The sequence below is a fragment of the Bradyrhizobium sp. MI1.4 genome (assembly GCF_055811315.1).
Genome location: NZ_JBVVPP010000005.1, coordinates 87,105 through 103,944 on the forward strand (window position 1 = coordinate 87,105; position 16,840 = coordinate 103,944).

A 16,840-nucleotide genomic window follows, 5' to 3' on the forward strand; every position below is an offset into this window, starting at 1 on the left:
GGCCTAGTGCGCAATTGCGCACGGGGGCCGGGACCCATACCGCGGAATCCCTCGGTTGCGGTCGGTAGGAGTACCGAACGACGAATCTTCACTAAACCACGTTCGAGGGTTATGGGTCCCCGGCCTTCGCCGGGACGACAGCGTGAATATTGAAGGGTCGGTGGCGCGCCATTTGGTACTTATCAGCCCACCGCCTTCGGCTTCCCCTCGTTCTTCCCCTCGGCCAGGTTCCGCACCACCACATAGAAGATCGGCGTGAACAGAAGCCCAAACAGGGTGACACCGATCATGCCGAAGAACACGGCGACGCCGACGGCTTGCCGCATCTCCGAGCCCGAGCCGGACGAGATCACCAGCGGCAGCACGCCGAGGATGAAGGCGAAGGACGTCATCAGGATCGGCCGCAGGCGCAACCGACAGGCGTCGATCACGGCCTCCAGCCGCGGCTTGCCTTCTTTCTCGATGTCGCGGGCGAACTCGACGATCAGGATCGCGTTCTTTGCCGCCAGCCCCACCAGCACGACGAAACCGATCTGGGTGAGGATGTTGACGTCCTGCCCCATGATGCGCACGCCGATCGTGGCGGCCAACAGGCACATCGGCACGATCAGGATCACCGCGAACGGCAAGGTCCAGCTGCCATATTGCGCGGCGAGCACCAGATAGACGAACAGCACGCAAATCGGGAACACGTAGAGACCCGCATTGCCGCCAGTGATCTGCTGGTAGGACAGATCGGTCCATTCGAAGCTGAAGCCGCTTGGCAGGGTGTCGTCCGCGAGCTTCTTGATCGCGTTGAGCGCGGTGGTCGAGCTGGTGCCTGGCGCCGGCTCGCCCTGCAACTCGGACGCCGCGTAGAGATTGTAGCGCGCGACACGGTCGGGGCCGGAGATGTCCTTGAACTCGACCACGCTGCCCAGCATCACCATGTCGCCGGAGGCGTTCCGCGTGCGTAGGCGCGACAGATCGCTCGGCTCTTTGCGGAACGGAAAATCCGCCTGCGCTGTGACGTGATAGGTCCGGCCGAACAGGTTGAAGTCGTTGACATAGGTCGATCCGAAATAGGTCTGGATCGTGTCGTTGATGCCGGCGATGGGAACACCGAGCTTCTGCGCCTTGGTGCGGTCGATGTCGACGAAGAGCTGCGGCGTATTGGCCGAGAACGGCGAGAACACGGAGGGAGCGAGCAGCGAGGGCGATTTGCGCGCCGCGGCGACAAGCTCGTCAGTAGCTGCGGCGAGCATCTCCGGCCCACGGCCCTGGCGGTCCTGGATGCGGATGGTGAAGCCGCCACCGGTGCCGATGCCGGGCACGGCCGGCGGTGGAATCACGATGATGAAGGCACCCTGAATCGCGGCCAGGCGTTTGCGCAGCTCGACCGTGATGGCGTTCGCGGACAATCCCTTCTTGATCCGCGCCTCGGGCTCGTCGAACACCGGGAAGAGCGCCGCCGCGTTACCGGCCTGCGTCCGCGTCGCGCCGGAGAAGCCGGCGAAAGCGGCGACGCGGATGATACCCGGCGTATCCAGCGCGATCCGCTCGATCTCGCGCACGACCTCGGTGGTGCGCGCCAGCGAGGCCGCGCCCGGCAATTGCACGGAGATGATGACGTAGCCGCGGTCCTGCGCCGGAATAAAGCCTTGCGACGTGGTAGCGATCAGCCAACCGGCGCTGCCGATCAGCACGACGTAGATCAGGATCATCACCGCCGAATGCCGGATCACGAAATTGGCGAGGCCTGCATAGCCATGCGCGAGACGGTCGAACACGCGGTTAAAGACGCCCGTGAAAGCACTCCAGCCGCGGGCGAGGATATTCCAGCGCGCCGGCGGCCGCTTCTCCTCGTGCGGAACGAGAAGAAGCGAGGCCAGCGCCGGCGACAGCGTCAACGAGCAGAAGCAGGAGATTGCGGTCGCGACCGCAATGGTGACGGCGAATTGCTGAAAGAATTGCCCGGAAATGCCGCCCAAAAACGCAGTCGGGACGAACACCGCGCAGAGCACCAGCGCGATCGACACCAATGCGCCGCCCACCTCCTCCATGGTCTTCAGCGCGGCGTCGCGCCGGCTCATGCCATGCTCGAGATGCCGCTCGACATTCTCGACCACCACGATGGCGTCGTCGACCACGATGCCGACGGCGAGAACGAGCCCGAACAGCGTGAGATTGTTGATCGAGAAGCCGAGCGCCGCCATCACCGCGAAAGTGCCGACCAGCGACACCGGGATCGCGATGATCGGAATGATCGCGGGGCGCCATCCCTGCAGGAACACCAGAACTACGATGACCACGAGCAACATGGCCTCGTAGATGGTCTTGATCAGCTCGTGGACCGACTGCGCGATGAACTCGGTCGGGTTGTAGCCGATATTGAAGTCGAGGCCTTTCGGAAAGGTCTCCTTCAGCTTCGTCATCGTGTCCGAGATGTGCTTCGCGGTCGCGAGCGCGTTCGATCCCGGTCGCTGCGTCACCAGCATGGCGACCGCCGACTTGCGCAGCAGGAAGCTGTTGGTGGAGTACGCGAGTGCACCGAGCTCGATACGGGCGACATCGCGCAGGCGCACCGTGCGGCCGTCGGAGCCGGCCTTGATCAGGATGTCCTCGAACTGCTTCTGGTCTTTCAATCGCCCGGTAAAGGTGAGGTTCGGCTGGAACGCGCGGTCGGCGATCGGCGGCTCGGCGATCTGGCCGCCCGCGATCTGCACGTTCTGCGCGCGGATCGCGGCGAGCACTTCGGCCGACGTCAGGCCGAGATTGGCGATTCTATCCGGATCGAGCCATAGCCGCATCGAATAGTCGCGTGCGCCGAAGATCTGGATGTCGCCGACGCCGTCGATCCGGAGCAGCTGGTCGCGGACCTGGAGCAGCGCGTAGTTGGAGATGTAGAGCTGGTCGAAAGTGTCGTCCGGCGACAGCATGAACACGACCATCAAGATGTCGGGCGAGTTCTTGCGTGTGGTGACGCCGTTGCGCTGAACCTCTTCAGGCAAACGCGGCTGCGCGATCGCGACGCGGTTCTGCACCAGCACCTGGGCCTTGTCGAGATCGGTGCCGAGCTTGAAAGTGACGGTGATGGTGAGCTGGCCGTTCGAGGTCGCCTGGCTGTAAAGATACAGCATGTCCTCGACACCGTTGATCTCCTGCTCGATGGGCGCTGCAACCGTGTCGGACACGGTCTGCGCGGAGGCGCCGGGATATTGCGTGGTGACGACGACGGTCGGCGGCACCACCTGCGGATATTCGGATACTGGCAGCGTGGTGTACGCGAGCGCGCCGACGATCAGCAGCACGATCGACAGCACCATCGCCAGGATGGGCTGGTTGATGGAGAGACGGCCAAGATTCATGATTTGCCACCGGCGGGCGCTGGTGCCGTCTGCGGTGCGACCTTGGCACCGACGCGGGCGCGCTGGATGCCGTTGACGATGACGCGGTCGTCCGCCTTCAATCCCTCGCGGATCACGCGCAGGCCCTCGTCGAGCGGTCCGAGCGTCACGGGACGCGCCTCGACGGTGTCGTCCGGCTTGACCACGAACACGATCTTGCGGGACTGGTCAGTTGCGACCGCAACGTCGGGGATCAGCAGCGCTTCATAGGGCGCGCTGCCGATCAGTCTGATACGCCCGAACTGACCGGGCAGGATCGAAAGATCGGTGTTCTTGACCACGGCGCGGCTGCGCAGCGTGCCGGTGGAGACATCGAGGCGGTTGTCGAGGAAATTGATGCTGCCTTCACGGGATGGTTTCGTCTCGCCGGCGAGCGTCACCTGCACCGGGTTCGCCGTATCGCGCGAACTCGGGCGGCGGCCTTCGAACCACAGCTTGCTGTATTTGATGAAGGTCGCCTCATCCATGTCGAAATAGATATAGATCGGGTCGAGCGTCACGATCGAGGTGAGCAGCGTCGACGTTCCGGTATCGCTGCCCTGCACGAGATTGCCAGGGCTGACAAGGTGGCGGCTGACGCGGCCGGTCAGCGGCGCCGTCACATGCGTGAATTCGATATTGAGCTTGGCGACTTTGAGCGCACCCTCGGCCTGTGTTTCGGCAGCGTGCGCGGCCTGCAAGGCCTGACGGCGCTGATCGACCACCTGCTCGGAGACGGCGCTGGTCTGCACCAGGCTCAAACCGCGATCGAGCTCCCGCTTTGCAAGCTCCACCTTGGCACGCGCATCGGAAAGCTGCCCCTCCGCCTGCGTGGCCACCGCCTCGAACGGACGTGGGTCGATGACATAGAGCAGATCGCCCTGACGCACGATGGCGCCATCCTGGAATTCGACAGAGTTGACGAACCCGCCGACGCGCGGGCGGACCTGCACCTCCTCCATCGCCTCGAAGCGGCCGGTGAACTCGTCCCAATCGGTGACGGTGCGCTTGACCGGCTGGGCGACGGTTACCGGCGCCGGCGGGGGAGCGCTCGCTTGCGAGGCCGGCTGGCCGCAACCGGTGAGCACGAACGCCGCGGCGAGAAGGCCGACGATGGCGTAAGGCCGAGGCGAAACGAAATCGTGCGTTTTGACAAATTGCTCGCTTCCGTCCGGTCCAGTCATCCCAGGTCCTCGCATCAAAGCCGCGGAAAAAGCAGGGTACGCCTGTACCCGCGGGCGCCACAAGATGGGTGGCAATGATGAACTCTTCAAGACCAAAGCGCAGGCAATGCTCGGAGGAATGCCCTGACCGGATGACGGGTTGACAGGGCTTGTTCGCCTCTCCCCGTGAGCCGGGAGAGCAAGCGGAGAGTGCGTTAGCGTCTTTGCACATGACGGGCGGAGCCGGCTCGGCTAGATTGCTCCTCATAAAACAAGACGAATTGTCCGGGGAGGACAGGCGTGCACCAGGGACGTGTCGTTTACGGCGCGATCGAGGAAGTCGTGTTCGGCCACCCCGCGGCCGAGGCCGTGGTCGCCCAGATGGACCGGCTGGGGACGCGCCGCGCCTTCCTGATGGTCTCGGGCACGCTCAACCGGCAGACCGACGAAATCGCCAAGATCAAACAAGCCCTGGGCACAAATTGCGCGGGCGTCTTCGATGCCATGCCGGCGCACACCCCGCGCGAGGCGGTGATCGCCGCCACCAATGCGGCGCGCGAAGCGGGCGCCGACCTGATCGTCACCGTGGGCGGCGGCTCGATCACCGACGGCGCCAAGGCGGTGCAGCTCTGCCTCGCCAACGGCATCGACGATGTCGACGGCATCGAGCGTATCCGCGTGCACAAGGGCGTCGCGCCCGAGATGACGGCGCCGACCGTGCGTCAGATCAGCGTGCCGACCACGATCGCCGGCGGCGAGTTCAGCTCGATCGCAGGCGTCACCGACCGCACCGCCCATGTGAAACAGATGCTACGGCATCCGCTCAGCGTTCCGCGCGCGACCATCCTCGATCCCGCCATCACCGTGCACACGCCGGAATGGCTATTCCTCTCGACCGGCATCCGCGCCATCGATCATTGCGTCGAGGCGATCTGCTCGCGCGAGACGCACCCCTATGCCGACGCGCAATCGGTGAAGGGCCTCGCCATGCTCGCCGACGCGCTGCCACGGGTGAAGGCTGACCCTGCTGACCTCGACGCGCGAATGGATGCGCAGATCGGCACCTGGCTGTCGATGGGCGCGCTCGCCGCTGGCGTGCCGATGGGCGCGAGCCACGGCATCGGTTACGTGCTGGGCGCAGCCTTCGACGTACCGCATGGCTACACCTCCTGCGTCATGCTGCCGGCCGTGATGCGCTGGAATGCGCGCGACAATGCCGAGCGCCAGATGATCGTCGCGGCCGCAATGGGCTTTCCCGGCCGCGCGGCAGCCGATGTGCTCGATGCCTTCATCCGCTCGCTCGGCATGCCGCGCAGCCTCGCCGATGTGCGCGTCTCGCCGGAGCATTTCGACGCCATCGCGGACGCTGCGATGCGCACGAACTGGATCCCGCGCAACCCGCGCAAGATCGACAGCCCCGCTCAAGTGCGCGAAATCCTGCTTCTTGCCGCATGATCCAAAGCCGGAGGACTGATGTACCCAGGTCAGCATGCCCGCCTGCGCCCACTCCAGCCCGCCTTCATCATGGCGACGACCGGCGAGGCCGTCACCTATCGCGAGCTCGATGCGCGCAGCAATCGGCTGGCGCACCTGTTGCGCAAGTATGGCCTGAAGCGGCTCGACCACTACTCGATCTTCATGGAGAACAATTCCCGCTACCTCGAAGCCTGCGGCGCGGGCGAGCGCTCCGGCCTCTACTACACCTGCATCAACTCGTTCCTGACGCCGGGCGAGCTCGCCTATCTCCTGGTCAACAGCCAGTCGAAAATCCTGATCACGTCGGTTGCGAAGCTCGATATCGCCCGCGAGGCGATCAAGGTCTGCCCCGACATCAAGCTGTGCATCGTCGCCGACGGCTCGGGCGAGAGCGAGCGCATCGTCGGCCTCACTGAGGTAACCGCCGACCTGCCGAAGACGCCGATCCCGGATGAATGGCTCGGCACCGCCATGCTGTATTCATCGGGCACGACGGGACGGCCAAAAGGGATTCTGCGGCCGCTTCCGGAGGAGCCGCCGAAACACAATCTGCCGTTGTTCGATTTCCTGACAAAGCTTTGGCACTACCGCGAGGGCATGATCTACCTGTCGCCGGCGCCGCTCTATCATTCGGCGCCGCAGGCCGCCGTGAACCTCACGATCCGCATGGGCGGCACCGCGATCATCATGGAGAATTTCGATCCCGAGCGTTACCTCCAGCTCGTCGAGCAATGGGGTATCACCCACACCCAGCTCGTGCCGACGATGTTCTCGCGCATGCTCAAGCTGCCGGAGGAGGTGCGCGCGCGCTACGACCTCTCCTCGCTCGAGATCGCGATCCATGCCGCCGCGCCCTGCCCGGCGCAGGTCAAGGATGACATGATCAAATGGTGGGGACCGATCATCCACGAATACTACGGCGCCACCGAGGGCCTTGGCTTCACCGCCTGCGACAGCGCGGAATGGCTCGCCCACCGCGGCACCGTCGGCAAGGTGCTGCTCGGCGACCTCCATATTCTCGATGAGACCATGAAGCCATGCCCCACCGGCACGCCAGGACAGGTCTGGTTCAAGACGGCCTCACCGTTCGAATATTTCAACGATCCCGAGAAGACCAAGGAAGCGCGCTCGACCGACGGCAGCATGAGCACGGTCGGCGACGTCGGCTATGTCGACGAGGATCGCTTCCTCTATTTAACGGACCGCGCGACCTTCATGATCATCTCCGGCGGCGTGAACATTTATCCGCAGGAGTGCGAGAATCTGTTGATCACCCATCCGAAGGTTGCGGACGCCGCGGTGTTCGGCGTGCCCAATTCCGATCTCGGCGAAGAGGTGAAGGCGGTGGTGCAGCCGATGCCCGGGGCCGTGCCGGGCGAGGCGCTCGCCGAGGAGCTGATCGCGTTCTGCGGGGCGTCGCTGTCGCGGCAAAAGGTGCCGCGCTCGGTCGATTTCGAGAAGGAGTTGCCGCGGCTGCCGACGGGGAAGCTGTACAAGCGGCTGCTGCGGGACCGGTATTGGGGGAACAAGGCGTCAAGGATTGTGTGAAGGGCCGCTGTCGCCGGAGAAACTTCCCTCTCATCGTGAGAGAAACCCCTGCGGCCTTCCGTCGTCCGAATTGCCAAGAGAGTAGCGGACCTTGACGGTTGCCTCACCGCGCACGCGCCGCTATCGTCGGGACAAACAGGCCGCAAAAGGCCGATGTCCAGGGAGGACGAGGATGCGGAGCGTACGGGCGCTCGCCGCGACGGCGGCGCTATCTTTGCTTGCGTTTTCGAGCGTTGCACTCGCCAGCGAGCCCAAGCAGGGCGGCATTTTGCGGATGTACCACCGCGACAGTCCCGGCAATGCCTCGATCCACGAAGGCGCGACCTACTCGCTCAACGTTCCCTTCATGCCGGTGTTCAACAACCTCGTCATCTACAAGCAGGACGTGGCGCAGAACAGCATGGACACCATCGTGCCCGAGCTCGCCGAGAGCTGGGCCTGGGTCAACGACAACAAGACGCTGACCTTCAAGCTACGCCAGGGCGTGAAGTGGCACGACGGCAAGCCGTTCACCTCGGCGGACGTCAAATGCACCTTCGACATGCTGATGGGCAAGTCGCAGCAGAAGTTCCGGCAGAACCCGCGCAAGAGCTGGTACGAACAGGTCAACGACGTCTCCACCAACGGCGATCTCGAGGTCTCCTTCAATCTGAAGCGGCCACAGCCTTCGCTGCTGGCGCTGCTCGCCTCGGGCTACACGCCGGTCTATCCCTGCCACGTCTCGCCCGGCGACATGCGCACGCACCCGATCGGCACCGGGCCGTTCAAGTTCGTCGAGTTCAAGGCCAATGAATCGATCAAGCTGACCCGCAATCCCGACTATTGGCGCAAGGGCCGGCCCTATCTCGACGGCATCGAGTTCACCATCATCCCGAACCGCTCCACCGCGATCCTCGCGTTCGTCGCCGGCAAGTTCGACATGACCTTCCCGACCGAGGTGAGCATCCCGCTGCTCAAGGACGTCAAATCGCAGGCGCCGAACGCGGTCTGCGTGGTCGAGCCCAACAATGTCGCCACCAACATCATCGTCAATTCGTCCGCGCCGCCGTTCGACAATATCGACATCCGTCGCGCCATGGCGCTGTCGCTCGACCGAAAGGCCTTCATCTCGATCTTGTTCGAGGGCCAGGGTGACATCGGCGGCACCCTGCTGCCGCCGCCGAATGGGCTGTGGGGGATGCCGAAGGAGATGCTCGAGACCATTCCGGGCTACGGCCCCGACATCAACGCCAACCGTGAGGAAGCGAAAAAGCTGATGCAGAAGGCCGGCTATGGGCCGGATAAGCATCTCGCCGTCAAGGTCTCGACCCGCAACATTCCGGTCTACCGCGATCCTGCGGTGATTCTGATCGATCAGCTCAAGAGTATCTATATCGACGGCGAGCTCGACGTGGTCGAGACCGCAAACTGGTTCCCGAAGATCGCGCGGAAGGATTACATGCTCGGGCTCAATTTGACCGGCAATGCCGTCGACGACCCCGACCAGTCCTTCTACGAGAACTATTCCTGCGGCTCCGAGCGCAACTACACCAATTACTGCAACAAGGAGATCGAAAAGCTGTTCGACGTGCAGTCCCAGGAGACCGACATTAACAAGCGCAAGAAGCTGGTGTGGGACATCGACAAGAAGCTGCAGGAGGACGTCGCCCGCCCGATCATCTTCCACGCACGTACCGGCAGCTGCTGGCAACCTTACGTCAAGGGCGTGACGGTGATGTCGAACAGCTCCTACAATGGCTATCGCTACGAGGACGTCTGGATGGACAAGTAGCGCGGGCGGCTGACGGGTTCGACGGGAGGCGATGCATGTTTGCCTATCTGGTGCGGCGCCTGTTGCTGATGCTCCTGACCCTGTTCGGGATCTCGATCGTCATCTTCTTCCTGCTGCGCATCGTCCCCGGGAATATCGTCGACATCCTGTTCGCCGCCGCGGGCTATGTGGACCCCGCCGACAAGGCCAATCTGGAGAAGGAGCTCGGCATCGACCAGCCGCTGGTGGTGCAATATTGGCACTGGATCAGCGGCTTCCTGCGCGGCGATTTTGGCTACTCCTACGTCTCCGAGAAGCCGGCGCTCCAGGAGATCCTGCCACGGATCCCGATCACCGCACGGCTCGCGGGCCTGGCGCTGTTGTTCTCGACCTCGATCGGCATCCCCCTTGGCGTGATCAGCGCGGTGAAGCAGGGAACGAGGCTCGACTACGCATTGCGTGTGGTGAGCCTCAGCGGATTGTCGCTGCCTTCGTTCTGGCTTGGCCTGCTCATCCTCACCGCCTCGGTGGCGATGTTCAACCAGATGCCGATCTTCAACCCGAATCCAGCGACTTGGCTGGAAGCGTTTGCGACCTATGCCGTGCCCGCCGCAGCCGTCGGCTTCCGCAGCGCGGCACTGACCATGCGCATCACGCGATCCTCGATGCTGGAGGTGCTGCGGCAGGACTATATCCGCACCGCGCGTGCCAAGGGCGCATCGGACGCCGCTGTGAACTATCAGCATGCGCTGAAGAATGCGATTCTGCCCGTCATCACCGTGATTGGCATCGAAGCGGCGTTCCTGATCGGCGGCCTCATCGTGACGGAGACGGTGTTCAACATCCCCGGCGTCGCGCGCTTCCTGGTCGAGGCGATTCGCTGGCGCGATTATCCGATCGTGCAGAACCTGGTGATGCTGATTGCCATCGTCGTGGTGAGCGCGAATTTCATCGTGGACATGCTGTACGCGGTGTTCGACCCGCGTATCCGGTACACGGATTAGGAGAACCTGTTGGCTGCGATCGACTATGACGTTGAACTGAGGCGCGCCGGGGCGCACGCGACCGTCGGCTGGCGGCGCGTGCTGTTTTTGGCGCAGCGGCATGTGCTGGGCGCGGCCGGGCTCGTCATCATGACCCTGTTCGTGTTCACCGCGATCTTCGCCGACTTCATCGCGCGTTACGATCCGCTGACGATCGATGCCGCTCGGGCACTGGCGCGTCCAAGCCTGGCACACTGGATGGGCACGGATTCCTTCGGCCGCGATGTCTTCAGCCGCATCATTCATGGCGCGCGGATCTCGCTCGCGGTCGGCATCGGCTCGACGGCGCTCGGCGGCAGCATCGGCGTGATCGTCGGCCTCACCTCCGGCTATCTCTCCGGCTGGGTCGATCTCGTGTTCCAGCGCGTCTCCGATGTCCTCCAGGCGCTGCCGCTGCTGGTGCTGGCCCTGATCATGACCGCGGCGCTTGGGCCGTCCTTGCCGAACGTCATCATTGCGATCGCCATTCCGCTGATCCCGACCGTCTCGCGCGTCATCCGCGCCAACACGCTGGCGCTGCGCGAGCTGCCATTCATCGAGGCCGCCAAGTCGATCGGCATGAGCGAGGTACGCATTGCGCTCCGTCACGTGCTGCCGAATACGCTGGCGCCGCTGATCGTGCTTGCGACGGCCCAGCTCGGCTCGACTATCCTCACGGAAGCCTCGCTCTCCTTCCTCGGCCTCGGCATTCCCGAGCCGTACCCGTCGTGGGGGCGCATGCTCTCTGAATCCGCCGCCGAATATGTCCGCACGGCGCCATGGCTGGTGATCTTCCCGGGCATCGCCATCAGCTTCGCGGTGTTCGGCGCCAATCTGTTCGGTGACGCCTTGCGCGACATCCTCGATCCCCGGCAGCGCGGCTGATGGCTGAGAACTCCGATCTCGTGATCGAGGTGAAGAACCTGAAGACGGTGTTCTTCACCAACTCCGGTCTGTTCAAGGCCGTCGATGATGTTTCCTTCACGGTGAAGCGCGGCGAGACGCTGGCGATCGTCGGCGAATCCGGCTGCGGCAAGAGCGTCACTGCACTATCGCTGATGCGGCTGGTGCCGGATCCACCCGGCCGCATCGTCGGCGGCTCCGTCACGCTCGAAGGCACCGACCTTCTGACGCTGGACGAAGCAGAGATGCGTGCCGTCAGGGGCAACCGCATCTCGATGATCTTCCAGGAGCCGATGACCTCGCTCAATCCGGTGATGCGGATCGGCGACCAGATCGTCGAGACCGTGCGGCTGCACCGGAACATGTCGAGCAAAGAGGCCCGGGGCATCGCAATCGAGATGCTGCGCCTGGTGCGCATCCCCGAGCCGGCTCGGCGCGCGCGGGAATATCCGCATCAGCTGTCCGGCGGCATGCGCCAGCGCGCCATGATCGCGATGGCGCTGGCGTGCCGGCCGGTGCTGCTGATCGCGGACGAGCCCACGACCGCGCTCGACGTCACCATCCAGGCGCAGATTCTGGCGCTGATCCTAGACCTTCAGAAAGAGCTCGGCACCGGGCTCGTGCTGATCACGCATGATCTCGGCGTCGTCGCGCAGACCGCGCAACGCGTCATCGTGATGTATGCGGGACGCAAGGTCGAGGAAGCGAGCGTCGAGGCGCTGTTCGCCGCGCCAAAGCACCCCTACACGCGCGGATTGATGGCATCGATCCCGGCGGTGCCGGCGCCCGGCGTTGCCGCGCCGGCACGGTTGAACGAAATTCCCGGCACCGTGCCGTCGCTGGTGGGGCTGCCCAAAGGTTGCGCGTTCGCGCCACGCTGCAAGCTCGCGATCAAGCGCTGCGAGGCCGAATATCCGCCGCTCATCGATTGGGGCGGCGGCCATCTCGCGGCCTGCTGGCGCGCAGCCGAAGTGGCGGAGGTGGCATGACCGACGCACTGCTCGAAGTCACCGAACTCAAGAAGCACTATCCGGTGCGCGCCGGCGTGTTGCGCCGACAAATCGGCACAGTGCATGCGGTCGACGGCGTCTCGTTTTCGGTTGGGGTCGGGGAGACGCTGGGCCTTGTCGGCGAATCCGGCTGCGGCAAGTCGACGGTGGCGCGCAGCGTGCTGCGGCTGGTCGAGCCGACCTCGGGCCAGATTCGCCTCGAAGGCGAGGACATCACGCATCTCTCCAAGTCCGCGCTGCGGCCACACCGTCGTTCGATGCAGATCGTATTCCAGGATCCTTTCGCCTCGCTCAACCCGCGCATGACTGCCGGAGACATCGTGGGCGAGCCGCTGTTCGTGCACGGGCTCGCGACCGGCAAAGCGCTGGAGGCACGTACCGCACAGCTGTTCGAGCAGGTTGGCTTGCGGCCCGACCAGATGCGCAACTTCCCGCATCAATTCTCCGGCGGCCAGCGCCAGCGCATCTGCATCGCCCGCGCGCTGGCGCTCGGGCCCCGCCTGATCGTCTGCGACGAGCCGGTCTCCGCGCTCGATGTCTCGATCCAGGCGCAGGTGATCAATCTCCTGATCGATCTGCAACGGCAGCACGGCTTCTCCTACCTCTTCATCGCGCATGACCTCGCCGTGGTCGCCCATATCAGTCACCGCGTCGCCGTGATGTATCTCGGCCGCATCGTCGAGATCGCGGACAAGGACGAGCTGTTCCGCAATCCGCGCCATCCCTACACGCAGGCCCTGCTCGCCTCGGTACCGGTCGCCAACCCGCTCGCCAAAAAGCTCGTGCCGCTGGTCGACGGCGACGTGCCAAGCCCGGTCAATCCGCCGCCGGGCTGTGCGTTTCACACCCGCTGCCGGTATGCGATGGAGCGATGCAGGACGGAACGACCGGCGTTGGTGGACGCGGGGGACGGGCACCAGGTGGCGTGCTTGCTCAATGGCGGAACGGGGCGGAGCCAGTAGCTCCGCTGTCGTCCCGGCCTTCGCCGGGGCGACGAGTTGAGCTTGCCGCCCTACTCAGCCCCGATCTCCGCCACGATCCGGCCCGTTGTCACCTGCTCGCCCTCGGCGACGTCGATCGCGGCGACGACGCCGTCGATGCCGGCCTTGTGGACATGCTCCATCTTCATCGCTTCCAACGTCATCACCGGCTGGCCGGCAGTGACGCGGTCGCCCGGCTTGACCAGGACGGCAACGACGCGGCCGTTCATGGCAGCGCGAACCTTGCCGTCTCCGTTGCTTGCGGCCGCCTTCGGCGCGGCGAGGGTGAGATCGGTCGCCGCGAGCGGGATGCCGCGGCGCTGGAGGTGGAGCCGGTCGCCGTCGCGCAGGAATTTGGCACTGTCCATCACGCCGTCATGGCGGAAGCGGATCACGTCGAGATCGAGTTGGTCGATCTCGAACTTGTCTTGCCGGCCGTCCCTGGCAACAATGTAGCTGCCATCGCGCTCGCGCCAGACTTCTAGCTCAAGCGCCTGGCCTGCGATCTCGATTTTCGCCGGCAGCGGGAACGTTGCCGCGAGGCTCCGTCCGCGGCGCCACGACGGTGCCTGGGGGTTCGTGACGTAGAGCAGCAGGCCGGCCAAGGCCATGTCGAATGCGGCGTCCGCGCGCGGCGCCAGCAGCTCGTCGCGATGGGCACCAATGAACGCCGTGGTCGCCTCGCCTTTGGCGAAGCCGGGATGACGCAGGCATGACATCAGGAAAGTCTGATTGGTAGTCACACCAAATCCGGTCAGTTGCTCCAGGCCGACGATCAGCCGCCCCCTCGCCTCCTCGCGGGTCGCGCCATGGCCGATCACCTTCGCGATCATGGAATCGTAGAACGGCGGAATCTCGGAGCCCGATTGCAGCGCATGTTCGACGCGGATGCCATCCGGCACCTGCCAGCGCGCCATGCGCCCGGACTGCGGCATGAAATCCTGCGCGGCGTCCTCCGAGCACAGCCGCACCTCGATGGCGTGGCCTGTGAAGCGAATGTCCTGCTGCTTGACCGGCAGCGACTCGCCGCGCGCGACGCGCAGCTGCAATTCGACGAGATCGAGCCCGGTGATGGCCTCGGTGACGGGATGCTCGACCTGGAGACGCGTATTCATCTCCATGAAGTAGAATCCGCCGCTCGCATCGAGCAGAAATTCGAGCGTGCCGGCGCCCTCGTAACGCAACGCCTTCACCGCGGCGACCGCGACCTCGCCCATCTTCGCACGCAGGTCGGGCGTGACTGCGGTCGACGGCGCCTCCTCGATTAGTTTCTGGTGCCGCCGCTGCACCGAGCAGTCGCGCTCGCCAAGATGGATGGCGTTGCCATGGCTGTCGCCGAACACCTGAATTTCGATGTGACGGGGATTCTGGATGGCGCGTTCGAGGATCACCGTCGGATCGCCAAACGCCGCCTTCGCCTCGGACCGCGCGCTACGCAGTGCATCCGGGAACGAATTGGCATCCGCCACGAGCCGCATCCCGCGCCCACCGCCGCCGGCGACCGCCTTGATCATCACGGGAAAGCCGATCTCTCTCGCCTCCGCGAGCATGACTTCATCGCCCTGATCGGCGCCCTGATAGCCGGGCACGACGGGCACGCCGGCCTTTTTCATGATCTCCTTGGCACCGGCCTTGTTGCCCATTGTCTCGATCGCCTGCGGCGACGGGCCGATGAAGACGAGGCCGGCATCCTTGCAGGCTTGCGCAAACTCCTCGTTCTCGGCGAGGAAGCCATAGCCGGGATGAACGGCATCCGCGCCGCTGGCCTTTGCGGCCGCTATGATCGCGGCGATGTTGAGATAGGACTGCGCCGGCAGCGCTTCGCCGACTCGCACGGCCTGGTCGGCCTGTTGCACATGAAGCGCATCCCTATCCGCATCCGAATAGACCGCGACGACGCCGAGGCCGAGCTTCCGCGCGCTGCGCATCACCCGCAGTGCGATCTCGCCGCGATTGGCGATCAGGACCTTGAAGAACGGCCGGTGCTGCACTGATCCGTTCCTCATGGGCGGGCCACCGAGAATTGCATGCGCTGTGGGCTCCGCGCGTCACCTTCACGACAGATCGCGAGCACTTCGGACAGCACCGCGCGGGTGTCGCGCGGATCGATCACGCCGTCGTCGAGCACGCGCGCGCTGGTCGAGAACACGTCCATCTGGCCGTCGAACACGCCGACGATCTGCGCCTTCATGCCATCGAGCTTTTCTTTTTCGACCGGCTTGCCGCGACGCGCGGCTGCGGCTTCGGTGACGATCGCCATGGTCTCGGCGGCCTGCTCACCGCCCATCACGGCAGTCTTGGCGTTGGGCCAGGAGAAGCAGAAGCGCGGATGGAAGCCGCGCCCGCACATGCCGTAATTGCCGGCGCCGAACGAGGCGCCGCAATAGATGGTGATCTGCGGCACTGTCGCCGACGTCACCGCCTGGATCATCTTGGAGCCATGCTTGATCATGCCGGCTTCTTCGTAAGCTTTGCCGACCATGTAGCCGGTGGTGTTGTTCAGATAGAGCAGCGGCGTTCGGGTTTGGCAGCACGCCTGGATGAAATGCGTCGCCTTGTTGGCACCGGCCGGATCGAGCGGACCGTTGTTGGTGATGATGCCGATGGTCTGGCCCTCGATGCGGGCATGGCCGCAGACGGTGGCCGGGCCGTAGTTCGGCGCCATCTCGGTGAAGTCGGAATCATCGACGATACGTGCGATCACCTGCTTCATGTCCACGGAGCGCTTGTGGTCCATCGGCATAATGCCGAGCAGTTCGTCTTGATCGTAGCGCGGCGGCTTATATTCCGCGCTCGCCCTGCCCGGCCGTTCCCATTCCAGCGCCGCCATGATCTCGCGCGCGATGCGCAGGGCGTCGCGGTCATCCTCGGCGAGGTAGTCGCCAAGTCCCGACACCTGCGTGTGCATCTCGGCGCCGCCAAGCTCCTCTTCGGTCGCGATCTCGCCGGTGGCGGCCTTCAGCAGCGGCGGCCCGGCGAGGAAGGCGCGGGTGCGGCCACGGACCATGACGATGTAGTCGGACAGGCCGGTCTGATAGGCGCCGCCGGCGGTCGAGGAGCCATGGGTTACGGTCACGACGGGCAGGCCCGCTGCGGAGAGTCGCGCGAGATTGCGGAAGATGTTGCCGCCGCGGACAAAGTCTTCGACGCGGTAGCGCAGGAGATTGGCGCCGGCGCTTTCGACCAGCTGGACGTAGGGCAGCTTGTTCTCCAGCGCGAGCTCCTGCACGCGTATCGTCTTGTCGAGGCCGTAGGGCTGAAGCGCGCCGGCATCGATGCCGGAATCGTTGGCGCTGACCATGCAACGGATGCCCGAGACGAAACCGATGCCGGCGATGACGCCGCCGCCGGGGACGCTCTTGTCCGGATCAGATACGTCGAACATGTAGCCGGCGAGCGTGGACAGCTCGATGAAGGGCGCGCCGGGATCGAGCACCAGCGCGACGCGCTCGCGCGGCAACAGCTGGCCGCGCTTGTGGAAGCGGTCTTTCGCCGCGGCTGATGCCGCACGCGTGCGCTCTTCCAGCGCGCGCATGCGGTCGATCAGGCCAAGCATGCCGTCGCGGTTGGCGCGATAGGCGGCACTGCCGGGAGAAATCGTGTTTTCGAGAATGGACATGACT

At 64.7% G+C, this 16,840-nt stretch carries 11 protein-coding genes; 7 read left to right on the plus strand and 4 right to left on the minus strand.

Going from position 1 to position 16,840, the window contains the following annotated elements; genetic code table 11:
- Nucleotides 1-182 precede the first annotated feature (182 nt).
- Together AC0L23_RS07890 and AC0L23_RS07895 are read right to left on the minus strand one after the other, a co-directional pair.
- The gene (locus AC0L23_RS07890; RefSeq protein ID WP_085348654.1) at nucleotides 183-3,347 is read right to left on the minus strand and encodes an efflux RND transporter permease subunit; all 3,165 of its coding nucleotides are present in this window, start codon (nucleotides 3,345-3,347) and stop codon (nucleotides 183-185) included.
- The gene (locus tag AC0L23_RS07895) at nucleotides 3,344-4,549 is read right to left on the minus strand and encodes an efflux RND transporter periplasmic adaptor subunit (RefSeq protein WP_018455971.1); all 1,206 of its coding nucleotides are present in this window, start codon (nucleotides 4,547-4,549) and stop codon (nucleotides 3,344-3,346) included. Before AC0L23_RS07895 ends, AC0L23_RS07890 begins: the two co-directional genes overlap by 4 nt.
- 279 nt (nucleotides 4,550-4,828) lie before the next feature.
- Between AC0L23_RS07895 and AC0L23_RS07900 the strand changes: the two genes are divergently transcribed.
- The 7 genes from AC0L23_RS07900 to AC0L23_RS07930 all read left to right on the plus strand — a co-directional run bounded on the left by AC0L23_RS07900 (nucleotide 4,829) and on the right by AC0L23_RS07930 (nucleotide 13,199).
- Nucleotides 4,829-5,983: an iron-containing alcohol dehydrogenase gene (locus AC0L23_RS07900; RefSeq protein ID WP_085348656.1), complete on the plus strand. Its 1,155-nt coding sequence runs from the start codon at nucleotides 4,829-4,831 to the stop codon at nucleotides 5,981-5,983.
- An 18-nt stretch (nucleotides 5,984-6,001) separates the two neighbouring features.
- On the plus strand, nucleotides 6,002-7,552 hold the full coding sequence (locus AC0L23_RS07905) for an AMP-binding protein (RefSeq protein ID WP_085348657.1): 1,551 nt from the start codon (nucleotides 6,002-6,004) through the stop codon (nucleotides 7,550-7,552).
- Nucleotides 7,553-7,724: 172 nt separating this feature from the next.
- On the plus strand, nucleotides 7,725-9,323 hold the full coding sequence (locus tag AC0L23_RS07910) for an ABC transporter substrate-binding protein (RefSeq protein ID WP_085361917.1): 1,599 nt from the start codon (nucleotides 7,725-7,727) through the stop codon (nucleotides 9,321-9,323).
- Nucleotides 9,324-9,358: 35 nt separating this feature from the next.
- Nucleotides 9,359-10,306, plus strand: a complete 948-nt coding sequence (locus AC0L23_RS07915) for an ABC transporter permease (RefSeq protein WP_018455967.1) — start codon at nucleotides 9,359-9,361, stop codon at nucleotides 10,304-10,306.
- A gap of 9 nt (nucleotides 10,307-10,315) precedes the next feature.
- Nucleotides 10,316-11,209 carry an ABC transporter permease gene (locus AC0L23_RS07920; protein WP_473356809.1) on the plus strand — a complete coding sequence of 298 codons (894 nt, stop codon included), beginning with the start codon at nucleotides 10,316-10,318 and terminating at the stop codon, nucleotides 11,207-11,209.
- Entirely contained in the window at nucleotides 11,209-12,216 is a 1,008-nt protein-coding gene (locus tag AC0L23_RS07925; protein ID WP_018455965.1) for an ABC transporter ATP-binding protein, read from the plus strand. Before AC0L23_RS07920 ends, AC0L23_RS07925 begins: the two co-directional genes overlap by 1 nt.
- Nucleotides 12,213-13,199, plus strand: coding sequence for an ABC transporter ATP-binding protein (locus AC0L23_RS07930; protein ID WP_018455964.1), 987 nt, complete (start codon nucleotides 12,213-12,215; stop codon nucleotides 13,197-13,199). The genes AC0L23_RS07925 and AC0L23_RS07930 overlap by 4 nt, the downstream gene beginning before the upstream one ends.
- 50 nt (nucleotides 13,200-13,249) lie before the next feature.
- Here the strand turns inward: AC0L23_RS07930 and AC0L23_RS07935 are convergent, their stop codons facing one another.
- Nucleotides 13,250-15,223 carry an acetyl-CoA carboxylase biotin carboxylase subunit gene (locus AC0L23_RS07935; RefSeq protein ID WP_085394870.1) on the minus strand — a complete coding sequence of 658 codons (1,974 nt, stop codon included), beginning with the start codon at nucleotides 15,221-15,223 and terminating at the stop codon, nucleotides 13,250-13,252.
- Nucleotides 15,220-16,836, minus strand: a complete 1,617-nt coding sequence (locus AC0L23_RS07940) for an acyl-CoA carboxylase subunit beta (protein ID WP_018455962.1) — start codon at nucleotides 16,834-16,836, stop codon at nucleotides 15,220-15,222. Before AC0L23_RS07940 ends, AC0L23_RS07935 begins: the two co-directional genes overlap by 4 nt.
- Nucleotides 16,837-16,840 lie beyond the last annotated feature (4 nt).